Origin of the sequence: Hymenobacter siberiensis, from assembly GCF_018967845.1 — a bacterium.
Taxonomy (GTDB): Bacteria; Bacteroidota; Bacteroidia; order Cytophagales; family Hymenobacteraceae; genus Hymenobacter; species Hymenobacter siberiensis.
Map to the genome: position 1 here is coordinate 4,468,407 of NZ_JAHLZZ010000001.1, position 12,292 is coordinate 4,480,698.

14 protein-coding genes and 1 pseudogene are annotated in these 12,292 nt (G+C 61.4%); 13 read left to right on the forward strand and 2 right to left on the reverse strand.

Annotation, left to right across the window (positions count from 1 at the left end; all coding sequences use genetic code 11):
* Window positions 1–217 precede the first annotated feature (217 nt).
* The gene (locus KQ661_RS19555; protein WP_216727813.1) at window positions 218–568 is read left to right on the forward strand and encodes an ArsR/SmtB family transcription factor; all 351 of its coding nucleotides are present in this window, start codon (window positions 218–220) and stop codon (window positions 566–568) included.
* A gap of 38 nt (window positions 569–606) precedes the next feature.
* On the opposite strand, the gene KQ661_RS19560 is transcribed toward KQ661_RS19555, so the two are convergent.
* The gene (locus tag KQ661_RS19560; RefSeq protein ID WP_216678791.1) at window positions 607–1,437 is read right to left on the reverse strand and encodes an IS5 family transposase; all 831 of its coding nucleotides are present in this window, start codon (window positions 1,435–1,437) and stop codon (window positions 607–609) included.
* A gap of 110 nt (window positions 1,438–1,547) precedes the next feature.
* On the opposite strand from KQ661_RS19560, the gene KQ661_RS19565 reads away from it, so the two are divergent.
* Genes KQ661_RS19565 through KQ661_RS19580 form a run of 4 tightly spaced genes read left to right on the forward strand, consistent with a single transcriptional unit; the run spans window position 1,548 to window position 3,749 of the window.
* The gene (locus KQ661_RS19565; protein WP_216690112.1) at window positions 1,548–2,009 is read left to right on the forward strand and encodes a DUF6428 family protein; all 462 of its coding nucleotides are present in this window, start codon (window positions 1,548–1,550) and stop codon (window positions 2,007–2,009) included.
* Between the two features lie 43 nt (window positions 2,010–2,052).
* Window positions 2,053–2,481, forward strand: coding sequence for an arsenate reductase ArsC (locus KQ661_RS19570; RefSeq protein WP_216690113.1), 429 nt, complete (start codon window positions 2,053–2,055; stop codon window positions 2,479–2,481).
* A 48-nt stretch (window positions 2,482–2,529) separates the two neighbouring features.
* Entirely contained in the window at window positions 2,530–3,039 is a 510-nt protein-coding gene (locus KQ661_RS19575; RefSeq protein WP_216727814.1) for a GNAT family N-acetyltransferase, read from the forward strand.
* Window positions 3,039–3,749: an MIP/aquaporin family protein gene (locus tag KQ661_RS19580; protein ID WP_216690115.1), complete on the forward strand. Its 711-nt coding sequence runs from the start codon at window positions 3,039–3,041 to the stop codon at window positions 3,747–3,749. The genes KQ661_RS19575 and KQ661_RS19580 overlap by 1 nt, the downstream gene beginning before the upstream one ends.
* A gap of 298 nt (window positions 3,750–4,047) precedes the next feature.
* Here the strand turns inward: KQ661_RS19580 and KQ661_RS22930 are convergent, their stop codons facing one another.
* A complete protein-coding gene (locus tag KQ661_RS22930) occupies window positions 4,048–4,845 on the reverse strand; it encodes an OmpA family protein (protein ID WP_216727815.1) in 798 nt (265 codons plus the stop codon).
* 950 nt (window positions 4,846–5,795) lie between these two features.
* On the opposite strand from KQ661_RS22930, the gene KQ661_RS19590 reads away from it, so the two are divergent.
* The 8 genes and pseudogenes from KQ661_RS19590 (at window position 5,796) to KQ661_RS19625 (ending at window position 12,064) form a co-directional block, all read left to right on the forward strand.
* Complete coding sequence (locus KQ661_RS19590) at window positions 5,796–6,632, forward strand: CvfB family protein (protein WP_216690117.1); 837 nt, start codon at window positions 5,796–5,798, stop codon at window positions 6,630–6,632.
* Between the two features lie 111 nt (window positions 6,633–6,743).
* Window positions 6,744–7,208 (forward strand): transposase, encoded by a 465-nt coding sequence (locus KQ661_RS19595; RefSeq protein ID WP_216727816.1) that lies wholly within the window; start codon window positions 6,744–6,746, stop codon window positions 7,206–7,208.
* Between the two features lie 94 nt (window positions 7,209–7,302).
* Complete coding sequence (locus KQ661_RS19600; protein WP_216690120.1) at window positions 7,303–7,953, forward strand: NAD-dependent epimerase/dehydratase family protein; 651 nt, start codon at window positions 7,303–7,305, stop codon at window positions 7,951–7,953.
* Between the two features lie 256 nt (window positions 7,954–8,209).
* A complete protein-coding gene (locus KQ661_RS19605) occupies window positions 8,210–8,815 on the forward strand; it encodes a peroxiredoxin-like family protein (protein ID WP_216690121.1) in 606 nt (201 codons plus the stop codon).
* 31 nt (window positions 8,816–8,846) lie between these two features.
* Entirely contained in the window at window positions 8,847–9,533 is a 687-nt protein-coding gene (locus KQ661_RS19610; RefSeq protein ID WP_216727817.1) for a spondin domain-containing protein, read from the forward strand.
* A gap of 222 nt (window positions 9,534–9,755) precedes the next feature.
* Window positions 9,756–10,355, forward strand: a complete 600-nt coding sequence (locus KQ661_RS19615; RefSeq protein ID WP_216690123.1) for a hypothetical protein — start codon at window positions 9,756–9,758, stop codon at window positions 10,353–10,355.
* A 218-nt stretch (window positions 10,356–10,573) separates the two neighbouring features.
* Window positions 10,574–11,295, forward strand: a pseudogene (locus KQ661_RS19620) (IS5 family transposase); the annotation flags it as partial.
* A 244-nt stretch (window positions 11,296–11,539) separates the two neighbouring features.
* On the forward strand, window positions 11,540–12,064 hold the full coding sequence (locus KQ661_RS19625; RefSeq protein WP_216727818.1) for a zinc ribbon domain-containing protein: 525 nt from the start codon (window positions 11,540–11,542) through the stop codon (window positions 12,062–12,064).
* Window positions 12,065–12,292: the final 228 nt, after the last annotated feature.

A 12,292-nucleotide genomic window follows, 5' to 3' on the forward strand; every position in this document is an offset into this window, starting at 1 on the left:
CAAAGCTCACAAGCAGAAAATACGCCTGAGAATCACCAAGAGGCAATTACTGCGCCACAAAATTATCACTCACTTGCATTTTAAAAATAACAAGCTGATTATTGTTAGCAATTAATTAATTTAATTATTTCAAGAAATACCGGGACGATGAAAACAGAACAAAGCAAACCTCGTACCTTTATAATCGTAAATCGACGATAAGCAAATTACTTCCCTCATGGCCATACATAAGCGAGCCGAGTTCACGGCGGCCGAGCAGCGGCTGGCGGCCATTGCCAAGGCTCTGGGGCACCCGGCGCGGGTGGCCATTGTGCGGCTGCTGGCCCAGCGCCAAGCCTGCGTGTGCGGCGAGCTGGTGCTGGAGCTGCCCCTGTCGCAAAGCACCGTATCGCAACACCTGAAGGAGTTGAAAGCGGCCGGGCTGGTGCAGGGCGAGGTAGACGGGCCGCGCGTGTGCTACTGCCTGGATGCGGCCGGCTGGGCCGTGGCCCGGCAGCTGCTCGGCGATTTGCTGGCGGAGATGCCGGTTGTGGCCCCCGCTTCCACTACCACTCCCAGCTGCTGCTGAGCAACCGGATGCCCCGCGTCTTTTTTCAATGAAGCTGTTTAGAAAGTCGGCTTTTGGTTGATTTTTCGCAAAAAGATGACGACAAAGGCGAGCCAGTGCCAGGCCAGCCAATTGCCGACGCTGGTTTCGTAGCGCACGAGCAACGTTTTAAAGCCGTCGAGCCAAGCGTTGGCGTGTTCGACCACGACGCGGCGGCGGTAGAGTTCGGGGTCGAAAAAGGTGTCGTCGTCGGTCTGCCAGTCGGCGGCGCGGCGGTTGCGGGGAATGTTGGCCTCGATGTCGCGCCGGGCGCATTCCTGACGAAAGCCTTGGGTGTCAAAGGCTTTGTCGGCGTTCAGAAACAGCCCGGCGACGGGAATATTGGCCGCTTCGAGCGAGGCGCAGATTTCCCCGAACAAGGCGTTGAGCTGGTGGGTGTCGTGGTGGTTGCCCGCCTGCGGGCTGGCGCAGGCCAGCGGCTGTCCCCGGTTATCGGCCAAGAAGAGGGCTGTGGTGGTACGGGCTTTCTTGCGGCCCTGATAGCCGACGGCCTCCCCGCCGTTCTTGGCGGGCGTGTGGCTGCCGTCGAGTTGGACGCTGGAACAGTCCAGATGGGCCCCGTTTTCGCGCAACAAGCGGAGCCATACCCCTTGCCAGGACCCGTCCTTGCGCCACGCATTAAAGCGGGCGTACACGCCCTGCCAGGTCAGCGATGCGCCCGTAAAAAACTGTTTAACAGGCAATAATCGCCATTGACAGCCGCTTTTGAGTTTGTAGAGAATGGCTTCCACCAACTCGGCCGGCTCCACGACCGAGGGGCGGCCATGGGCGGAGAAGGTGAGCGCGGGCAGAATCCATTGGCGAATCATATCTTTGGACAGGACTTCCATTAAAATGCGAAAAAAGGAGTGTTACACCTCAAATTTCGCGCTTTTTTGGGAGTCCTTTGACTTTCTAAACAGCTTCAATATCCGTTTTTCACCCAATCAATCATACTATCATGAAAATATCTGAGATGAAAGAGGCCCTGAACGGCCTGAGTGCCGTGAGCTTCCGGCTGCCGGACGGCACTTCCCTGCCCGCCCATTTCCACGTGACGGAGGTGGGGCTGGTGAGCAAGCATTTTATCGACTGCGGCGGTGTGGAGCGGCGCGAAACGATGGCCAACTTCCAGCTCTGGGAGGCCGGCGACTACGACCACCGGCTGGCCCCGCAGAAACTCCTGAACATCCTGAAGCTGTCGGAAAAAATCCTGGGCCGCGAGGACTTGGATATCGAAGTAGAATACCAGCAGGCCACCATCGGTAAGTTCGGGCTCGTGTTTGATGGGACTGATTTCCGGCTCACGGCCAAGCAAACGGCTTGCCTGGCGCAGGATGCCTGCGGCATTCCGGCCGACCAGCAATTTGCCCTGCCCCAGTTGCAGGTGGCGGCCTGCACGCCGGGCGGCGGGTGCTGCTAGAAACCGCTAAACTCTTTCATTCGCATTGATTTTTAGCAAGCTTATGCCTGACAAAAAGAACATTCTGGTGCTGTGCACCGGCAACTCCTGCCGCAGCCAGCTGCTGCACGGCTACCTGGCGCAGGAGCTGGGCGAGCGGGCAGCCGTGTACAGCGCGGGCGTGGAAGTGCACGGCCTCAATCCCCGCGCCGTGCGCGTGATGGCCGAGGACGGCGTGGACATTTCGGCCCACACCAGCAACCATGTGGACGAGTACGCCGCCGTGCCCTTCGACTACGTCATCACCGTGTGCGACCATGCCAACGGGGTATGCCCGGTGTTTCCCTCAACGGCCAAAAAGCTGCACCACAATTTCCCCGACCCGGCCAAAGCCACCGGCAGCGAGGCGGAAATAATGGGCCAGTTCCGGAGCGTGCGCGACCAGGTGAAGGCCTATGCCCGGGATTTTGTGCAGGCCGAATTTTCGGGGTGACGTTCTTGCTTAACATCGCAATCCTTATCACCTCTCCTCTTCCTCTCCATGACCATTCTTCCCCTCATGGCTGAGCACTGGCCGGCGGTGCGCACCATCTACGCCGAGGGCATGGCCACCGGCATGGCCACTTTCACCACCGAACTGCCCACCTGGCAGGCCTGGGATACCGGCCACTTGCCCACCTGCCGCCTCGTAGCTACCGATGAAACGGGCACCGTGCTGGGCTGGGTGGCCCTTTCGCCGGTTTCGGGGCGCTGCGTGTATGCGGGCGTGGCCGAGGTGAGCGTATATGTGGCCGCTGCGGCCCGGGGACGTGGCATGGGGCCGGCCCTGATGAAAGCACTGGTGGCCGAATCGAAACAAAACGGCCTGTGGACTTTGCAGGCCGGCATTTTTCCCGAAAACACGGCCAGCGTGCGGCTGCACGAGGCCGTGGGTTTCCGGCAGGTGGGGCGGCGCGAGCGCATCGGCCAGTTGCGCGGTATGTGGCACGACACCCTGCTACTGGAGCGCCGCAGCGCCGTGGTGGACACTACGAACCCGACGGAAAACTAATGCAGCCAACCCTACGAACCTGCCTGCTGGCCGAAATGCTGGGCACGGCCATTCTACTGATTTTTGGGACCGGCGCGGCCGTAGTCGATGCCCAGACCCACGCGCTGGGGCACGGCGGCGTGGCGGCGGCCTTTGGGCTGGTGGTGTTCATCATCATCCAGAGCCTGGGCGAAACCAGCGGCGCGCACGTGAACCCGGCCGTGACGGTGGCCTTCTGGGCCATGGGCCGGTTTGAGGGGCGGCGGGTGCTGCCCTACGTGCTGGCGCAGCTGGCCGGCGCGGCCATTGGCAGCGGGCTGGTGAAGCTGATTGCCACCCCGGGCTCGGACCTGGGCGCAACGCTGCCGGCCCACGACACCCTGCAGGCGCTGGGCATCGAAACCTTCCTCACCTTCTGGCTCATGCTGGTGATTTTCCGGGTTACCTCGGGCTCCAAGGAAGTGGGCATGCTGGCGGGGCTGGCCATCAGCGTTACGGTGGCGCTGGAGGCGCTGGTGGCCGGGCCCCTCACGGGCGCGAGCATGAACCCGGCCCGCTCGCTGGCCCCGGCCCTGCTCAGCGGTATCTGGACGGACTGGTGGGTGTATGTGGTAGGGCCGGTGGCCGGCGCGCTGCTGGCCGTGGCCGTAGATGCCAGGCTGCAGCTGCGCCCCGCTGTTTCAGCCCTGAGCACTTCTGCAGTAGCAGCGGTGGCTGAAGGCGAGGCGTGACGTTTTAAATTCAACACACTTCCTTCAGCACGGCCACAGAATGAAGCCGTTGTAAGTACTGGCGCAGAAGTAACCGTATTCGGGTCGGACCGGTTGAGGCACCAACGATTTCGGTTTAACGACAACCAGTCGGACCGGAGCATACGTTTACCTCTGCCCTGAATAATAGAAATCGCAAAGCTGCGTCGCTACGCCGTGCTGGCTACTTGCGAAAAAGCCCCTGAAACGCCATTCCGATAACACAAAAAAGAGCCCCACCAATACGATGGGGCTCTTTTTGTCGTTTCCGAGCCAATGCTTAGAGCACGGGCGCGGGAACGGGAACGAACTCAAATCGGAATTCGACCCGGCGGTTTTTCGTCATGCCGGCGGGTGTGGTGTTGGGTGCCGCTGGCTCGCTCTCACCCCGGCCTTCGGTGATGATGCGGCTGGACTCGACCCCCTTGTTGGTGAAGTAGCGTTTCACAGCTTCGGCACGGCGCACGGAAAGGCCCTGGTTGTACTCATCGGTACCGCGGCTGTCGGCGTGGCCAATGATGCGCAACTGGTAGTCCGCGTGGGTCTTCATGGCTTGCGAAATGCGGTTGGCCGTGGGATACGAGCTGCGCTCGATAACCGTGCTGTTGGTGCGGAACCGGATGGGCACCTGCAGTTTCAGCAAACTGGGGTCGATGGCCAGCGGGCAGCCCACTGAGTCGACGCGGGCACCGGCGGGGGTGTCGGGGCATTTGTCCACGTTGTCGAGCACACCGTCGCGGTCCTGGTCGAGCACCAGCGGGCAGCCGTTGGCATCTACCCGGGTGCCGGCGGGGGTGTCGGGGCACTTATCGTTGGGGTCGCTCACGCCGTCGTTGTCGGCGTCGGGGCAGCCTTTCAGCTCGGCCTTGCCAGGGGTATCGGGGCAGGCATCTTCGCTGTCGCGCACGCCATCGCCGTCGCGGTCGGGGCAGCCTTCGAGGGTGGCGAGGCCTTTCTCATCGGGGCACTTGTCCTGGTAGTCGGGCACGCCATCGGCGTCGCGGTCGAGGGGGCAGCCGTTGGGGTCCACGGCCACGCCGGCGGGCGTTTCGGGGCACTTGTCCTTGCGGTCGGGCACGCCGTCGTGTCGGTATCCTTGGCTTTGCCGAAGGCGATGGTGAGGCCCACGGTGTACTGCAGGTACCGGTCATCGAACTTGTCGCTGTCGCGGATGGGCTCGCCGTCAATGTTGGCATTGAGGGGAATGTGCTGGCCGGTCTGGACGAACACGCCCACCGCATCAGAAAGCCGGAAGTTGATACCAGCGGCACCAAACAGGTCGAAGTACGACTTGTTTTCGTTCACGTTCAGGCCGCGCACCTTGCCTTCGCGGCTCATGTACACGTAGCCGGGGGCGGCCAGCAGGTAGGGCTGCACGCGGGCGTCTTCCTTCAGGGCCCAGCCGTTGTTCAGCTTCAGCTTGAGGACCAGATTGGCATTCACCACATTGGTGCTGAAGTAGGTGGCGGCACTCTGGGCACCTTTCAGCACCACGTAGCTGCCCTGGAGGCTCAGGTCGAGGCCCGGGGTGAGGTAGCGGTTGATGCCGATGCCGGGGCCATAGGCGTTGCGGTCCCACTTCCAGAAGTCTTCGCCCAGGCTGCATTTGTACTGGTAGGCGCTGCCGAACAGGCTGACGGCCATTTTGCGGTCGGCCGTTTGGGCGTGGCCGTGCGAAGCGACCAGCCCCACAATGGCAACGGCTTGAAGAGTTGTTAAAAGGTGTCTCATATGGGAGGGTTTTAGGATAGAGAAAGGCCCCGAGAGAGCGAAAAATCAGCACGCCGGGCCACACGCGCAGCTTCCTGCTATACCCTACAAATTCTATAAGGCTATAGATTAATTGCCTCCAGCGGCTCAAATTGGCCCACCCGCCTGAGAATGAAACGGTATTATCAGCGTTTTTTTGAAGTTGCGGCGGGCGGCTGGGGGCGCGGGGGGCGTAATCAGCAGCGCAACAATGGCTACAGCCGCCTCAAATTCATTTCCTCCCGACCTTTGCCCCTTCACTTCTTAAGACTCCCCCCTATGGCCAGCCTCCTCCTCGGCGATTACAACGACCTCGAAGTAGCCCGCGAAACCAGCATCGGCCTCTACCTCACCTCCGACGACGGCGACCTGCTGCTGCCCGAAAAGTACGTGGAGGCCGGCACCCGCGTGGGCGACATCGTGCGCGTGTTCGTGTACCGCGACTCGGAAGACCGCCTCATTGCCACCAACCTGCGGCCCCTGGCGCTGGTGAACTCCTACGCCGGCCTCACGGTGAAGGACCACGGCCCGGCCGGCGCCTTCCTGGAGTGGGGCCTGGAAAAAGACCTGCTCCTGCCCTTCCGCAACCAGCGGCGCGACCTGCGCACCGGCGAGCGGGTGTTTGTGTACGTGTACCTCGACGAGGAAAGCGACCGCCTCGTGGCTTCCACCAAGTGGAAGCAGTTCATCAGCAACGAGCCTTTCCAGGGCGAGCCCGGCGACGCGGTGCGCATCATGGTAGCCGACGAAACCGAGCTGGGCTACCCCATCATTGTGAACGGCACGCACCAGGGGCTGCTGTTCCACAACGAAGTATTCCGCCCCCTGCGCCTGGGCGAGCAGCTATCCGGCTTCCTGCGCCAAGTGCGAGCCGATGGCAAGCTCGACGTGCGCCTGCAAAAAGAAGGCTACGGCGAGGTGGAATCGGCGACGGATACGCTGCTCAAAGCCATTCAGGCCGCGCCGGGCGGCCGCCTGCCGCTGGGCGACAAGAGCCTAGCCGAGGACGTGTACCGCCGCGTGGGCATGAGCAAAAAAGTATTTAAGAAGGCCCTGGGGGCACTATTCCGGCAGGGACTAGTGCTACTGGAGCCGGAAGCAACCCAGTTGAAGTAGGGTGCGGGGCTTGCCCCCGCCCGTCGTTGAACGGTAACCTTAAATACGGCTCTAAATTAGAGCCAACTACTACCGTTCAACGACAGTAAAGCAAGCTCCGCAAACCACTTCATGGAATTACCTCCGCAACGCCGTAGCATTCGATACAATGGGTATGACTATAGCATGGCTGGCTATTATGCTCTGACTATCTGTGCACACAACAAAGCCCATATTTTCGGCAGTTTGGCAACGGGAGAATCATTACAACATTCTTCCTTGGGTGAAGTCACACTACTTGAATTAGCTGCTGTACCAGAACATTTCCCCACAGTAAAACTAGATGCCTGGATATTAATGCCAAATCATCTGCATTGCATTTTGGTGCTGACACGCAATCAGGTAGTAGCCATAAATGCGGTCGTGGGCAGTTTCAAGTCACGTTGCTTTACCCAATGGCGTAAGCAATTATTAGCCGCAAATCAGCCGGCACCGGCTTCGTGCTGGCAGCGTGATTACTACGAGCGGATTATTCGCGACGCCAGCGAGCTGGAAAGCTACCGACGCTATATTATAGACAACCCTAATCGGTGGTAGTACGGGGCTTGCCCCTGCCTGTCGTCGAACAGAATTTTCAGGATGGCGTAGACTCTGCTCAACGACGGGCGGGGGCAAGCCCCGCACCCTACTTATGAAAACCGCCCTCCTCGCCGGTGCTACCGGCCTCATTGGTTCACAACTACTGCCGCTGCTGCTGGCTTCGGACCGCTACACCAAGGTGATTGTGGTGGGCCGCAAGGCTGTGCCCACTATCCATCCCAAGCTGGTGCAGGTGGTCACGGAGCTGGACAAGCTGGATGAGGCGCGCCTAAAGCTCATCGCCGACGACGTGTACTGCTGCCTGGGCACCACCATGAAGCAGGCGGGCTCGAAGGAGGCATTTTTCAAAGTCGATTTCCTGTACGTGGTGCAGCTGGCAGCGCTGGCGGCCAGCAACTTTGCCGCGCAGTTCATGGTGGTATCCAGCATGGGGGCCGATGCCGAAAGCTCCATCTACTACAGCCGGGTGAAGGGCGAAATGGAAGCCGCCGTGCGCCAGACGCCTTTCCGGGCCATTCATATTTTCCGGCCCTCGCTGCTGCTGGGCGAGCGGGCGCAGCCCCGCCTGGGCGAACGCCTGGGGGCCATAGTGCTACGGCTGGTGAGCCCGCTGCTGCGCGGCCCGCTGCTGAAGTACCGCCCCGTGGCCGGGGCCACAGTAGCCGCCGCCATGCTCCACGCCGCCGAGGATGACGGCGGGGGTGTGCGCGTGCATCTTTCCGACGAACTGGCCCGGGACTAACAACTGGGACAGCCCCAAGGAACTGGCGTAGGCTACTACCTGCCGCAACCGCGCACTGCCAGCTACCAGCGGGGGGCGCTGTTGCTATCCGCTGCATTGGCGGCCACTTCGGCGCGGGCTGCTCTGGCCGAAGTGGCCGCTGGTTTTTTCCTGACCGATACAGTGGAGAGGGCTCTGAACAAAAAGTAAACCCGGGTGTAAGGGTGGTAGCGGGTGGACGTCTGGCCCCGCAACTGTTCGTTATTTCCCCAAGCTCATGAAGTCCTTTTTGAATCTTACCGGCGCACTGGCACTGCTGGCCGCTCCGGCGCTGGCCCAGCAAGCCCCCGCTCCATCACTCACGGCCTCGGCCCTGGCGGTGGGTAGCATGGCTCCGGCTTTTAAAGGCCAGGATGCCGCCGGCCGGCCAGTAGAGTTGCGCCAGCTCTTGAAAAAGGGCCCCGTAGTGCTGTATTTCTACCGTGGACAGTGGTGCCCGTATTGCAACAAGGAGCTGAGCCAGCTGCAGGATTCGCTGCAGGTGCTCACGGCCAAGGGCGCGCAAGTGGTGGTGATAACTCCCGAAACGCCGGCCAACATCGACCAGACGGTGGCCAAAACCAAGGCGTCGTTCCCCATCGTACATGACCAGAACCTGACCATTATGAAGGCCTACAAAACGGCTTTTGTGGTGGACGATGCCACGGCGAAAAAGTACATGGGCTTCGGCGTCGACCTGAAAAAGGCCAATGGGCTCGACCAGAACATTCTGCCCGTGCCCGCCACCTACGTCATCGGTCAGGATGGCAAAATCAAGTTTGCCTACTTCAACACCGACTACCGCCACCGCACCAGCGTGCGGCAGGTGGCCCAGGCGCTGTAATCCCGCTCGTCTAATCCCGTTTTTTCGCGCCATGCCTTGTTCACTCCATCGCCTGGGCCTGTGGCCCGCCATGCTTGGGCTGGCAGCCTGCACCAACACCAGCCCGGCCGGGCAGCCCCCCGCCCCAACTATTGGGCCGGCCCTGTACCGCGTCACGTTCGAAGCCACCTGGAGCGCCGACACGCACGCCAACTTCCCGGCCGGGGCGCATTTTTCGGCAGTTATCGGGGCTTCACACCGGGCCGATGGGCTGCTGTTTCGGCCCGGCCAGCTGGCCAGTACCGGCATCAGGGACATGGCGGAGCGCGGCAACAATACCGCGTTGCGGACCGAAATAACGACCTTGGCAAGCAGTGGCGCGGCTTTCCGAATGTTGGAGGGGCGCGTTATCAACTCGCCGGGGATGGTGGCCGACACCATTCGCCTCAACGCCGCCCACCCCCGCCTGAGCCTGGTGACGATGATTGCGCCGAGCCCGGACTGGTTTGCGGTGCTGGAAGACGAAAACCTGCTCGATGCCAACGGCCAATGGGTGGCCCAGCGCCGGGTGCCCGCCCGTGCCTACGACGCCGGCACCGACAGCGGCCCCAGCTTTACCGCCCCCGACCAGGCCACCCTGCCGGCCGGCGTGGTAGCCCCGCTACGGCTGCCGCCCGCCACCGGCCCCGCGCCCGACGGCCCGCCGCTGGGCACCTGGCTCCTGGAGCGCATCAAATAACCCAAAGCCAACCGGAGTGCCGGCAGCAGCCTGGCGGAGGCCTGACACGGAGTGGTGCAACGACTTGTTGGTCGTCGCACCGCTCCGTGTCAGGCCGAACAAGCCCGCTGGGCAGTTCATCGCACCACCCGACTTTGAACTGCTACCTGCGGGTTATGGCGTACTTCGCGCCTTACCGCTTACTTTTGTCCAACTTTTAACATTACCAAACAGTGTTTTTTCATGAATTATTTACGTCTTACCGGGTTCCTGCTTCTCCTGTTACCCGGCCTGGCCGCTAACGCCCAATCGAAGAAAAAAAGTAGCGGCGGCGGCAGTGGCAGCGGTTCGGGCTATAGCACGGGCATTGGCCTGCGCGGTGGCGGCTGGTCGTCGGGACTCACGCTGAAGCACTTTTTGGGCAGCGGCAAGGGCGTGGCCATCGAGGCTCTGCTCACGACGGAGTACAAAGCACGCGGTGGCCGCCTCACCATTCTGGGCGAAAAGCACATTGGTGTGCCCGACGCCAAGGGCCTGCAGTTCTACTACGGCGCGGGCTTCCACGCCGGGGCCTACCAGGGCCGCTACTACTTTGCCGACGACCGGTTTTACTACAACGGCCGCAACGGCGACGGGTACTTCCTCAAAGGCAACAAAGACGGTTATTACTACGACGAAACCACGTACCTCGCCATCGGAGCCGACCTGATTCTGGGCCTCGAATACAAGCTGCCCGACCTGCCCTTCGTGGTAGGCGTCGACTACAAGCCCTTCTTCGAGGTATTCCACGGCTACACCGGCTTCTACAACGATGCGGCCGTGAGCCTGCGCTTCACGTTCTAGCCCGATTTTTTTCCGAAGCAAAAAGCCTGTCGGCCGGAGCGATGCTCTGGCCGACAGGCTTTTTGCATTTCTGAACAGGCACAACGGCCGGCAGTGGGGCTATGCTGCGGCTGCCAGGACCGCCGCACCATGCTAGAGCGTGAGGACAATTACCTTTGCTTTGGCAATCGTTTATAACGAAGAAATTATTTATGAGAAGACATGAGATCAGCGATGCTCAATGGCTGGCGGTGAGTCCCCTTTTGTCGGGTAAAGCCACGGATTGCGGGGTGACGGGCAAAGACAACCGCTTGTTTTTCAACGCGGTCGTGTGGATAATGCGCACCGGTTGCCCGTGGGCCGACCTGCCCGAACGCTTCGGCAAATTCAACACCGTGTGCAAGCGCTTCCGGCGCATGGCGACCAAAGGGGTTTGGGAGCGGGCCTTCCAGGCCCTGCAAGCCCCCGAACTGGACTGGGTCATGCTCGATTCGACCGTCGTGCGGGCGCACCAGCATTCAGCGGGCCAAAAAAAAGTAACGCCGCCACCGAGTGCCTCGGACGCAGCCGCGGGGGCATCGGCACCAAAATTCACGCCTGCGTTGAGTCGCTGGGCAACGCCGTGCGGCTGATTGCGACCGAAGGCCAGGCGGGCGACAGCCCGCAGGCGCTGCCCTTGCTGGCGGACCTGCAGCCGGGCAAAGTGCTGGCCGACACGGCTTACGACAGCGACGCAACCCGCGCCTATTGCACCGAAAGGGGCATCGAAGCCGTCATTCCCAGCCATCCCAACCGGGTAGAACCCTTGGCAATGGACGAAGAAACCTACCGCGACCGCAATAAAGTCGAGCGCTTTTTTGGCCGCCTCAAGCAATACCGCCGCCTGGCCACCCGCTACGAAAAAACCGCCGTTTCCTTCCTCGCCTTTTGGTATATTGGTGCTACGCTAGATTGGCTTAGGTAAATAAATAAATCTTTTATTGTCCTCACGCTCTAAGGGGCCTTCAGTATCATCATATTGGTATTTGACGCTACTTTTACCCGTCACTTCTCTCCATCGCCCCATGAGCTCCCTGATACAATTCGTTGCCAACTACGACGACCTTTCCACCGATAAGGGCTTCCAGTTCAAGTTTCATTGCGATAAGTGCCGCAACGGCTACATGTAGCGGTTTCAGCCCAACGCCATTGGCATTGCGGGCAGCTTGCTGCAGGCGGCCAGCAGCCTGTTTGGCGGGCTGGGCAGGGCCGAAAACGCGGCCTACCACATTCAGCGGGCCGTGGGCGGCAAGGCGCACGACGACGCCCTGCAAACCGCCGTGGCCGAGGGCGCGCAGCAGTTCAAGCAGTGCACCCGCTGCGGCCACTGGGTGTGCCCCGATGCCTGCTGGAACCACAGCGCCGGCCTCTGCGAAAGCTGCGCCCCCGACGAGCAGGAGGAGCTTCGCGCCCAGCAGGCCCAAGCCACGAGCGAGCAAATTCGGACCAAAACGCGCAAGCAGGATTACACCAAAAACCTCGATTTCCTAAACCGCGACCCGCTGCTGCAATGCCAGAGCTGCCAGAGCTGCCAGAGCTGCCAGACCAAGCTGGCCCCCGGCCAGAAGTTCTGCCCCAGTTGCGGCACTCCGGCCACCGCCCAAACCCAGCCCCGCCACTGCACCAGCTGCGGCGAGGCGCTGAAACCGGCACAGAAATTCTGCCCCGGCTGCGGCACCAAGATGGGGTAGTGCGGAGCGGTAAGCCAAAACCACGTCAGGCTTAGCCAGCGTGTGCGCCGCCGAAGCGCCTCTATCGCGCCAATAATCGACGATGATTGGCGTTGGGCAGAAGGCTGGTCCCGGAGCTTGCCAGCTGGCTGGCTGGCTGCTGGCTGGCTGCTGGCTGGCTGGCTGCTGGCTGGCTGGCTGCTGGTTTGCGGCGGGCGTAGCTGGCGGCCTTGCGGCCGTTATCTTTTT

Bases quoted from the DNA above. Each gene is read 5' to 3' on its own strand.
- KQ661_RS19555 (WP_216727813.1), top strand. From the start codon at position 218: ATGGCCATACATAAGCGAGCCGAGTTCACGGCGGCCGAGCAGCGGCTG.
- KQ661_RS19560 (WP_216678791.1), bottom strand. From the start codon at position 1,437: ATGGAAGTCCTGTCCAAAGATATGATTCGCCAATGGATTCTGCCCGCG.
- KQ661_RS19565 (WP_216690112.1), top strand. From the start codon at position 1,548: ATGAAAATATCTGAGATGAAAGAGGCCCTGAACGGCCTGAGTGCCGTG.
- KQ661_RS19570 (WP_216690113.1), top strand. From the start codon at position 2,053: ATGCCTGACAAAAAGAACATTCTGGTGCTGTGCACCGGCAACTCCTGC.
- KQ661_RS19575 (WP_216727814.1), top strand. From the start codon at position 2,530: ATGACCATTCTTCCCCTCATGGCTGAGCACTGGCCGGCGGTGCGCACC.
- KQ661_RS19580 (WP_216690115.1), top strand. From the start codon at position 3,039: ATGCAGCCAACCCTACGAACCTGCCTGCTGGCCGAAATGCTGGGCACG.
- KQ661_RS19590 (WP_216690117.1), top strand. From the start codon at position 5,796: ATGGCCAGCCTCCTCCTCGGCGATTACAACGACCTCGAAGTAGCCCGC.
- KQ661_RS19595 (WP_216727816.1), top strand. From the start codon at position 6,744: ATGGAATTACCTCCGCAACGCCGTAGCATTCGATACAATGGGTATGAC.
- KQ661_RS19600 (WP_216690120.1), top strand. From the start codon at position 7,303: ATGAAAACCGCCCTCCTCGCCGGTGCTACCGGCCTCATTGGTTCACAA.
- KQ661_RS19605 (WP_216690121.1), top strand. From the start codon at position 8,210: ATGAAGTCCTTTTTGAATCTTACCGGCGCACTGGCACTGCTGGCCGCT.
- KQ661_RS19610 (WP_216727817.1), top strand. From the start codon at position 8,847: ATGCCTTGTTCACTCCATCGCCTGGGCCTGTGGCCCGCCATGCTTGGG.
- KQ661_RS19615 (WP_216690123.1), top strand. From the start codon at position 9,756: ATGAATTATTTACGTCTTACCGGGTTCCTGCTTCTCCTGTTACCCGGC.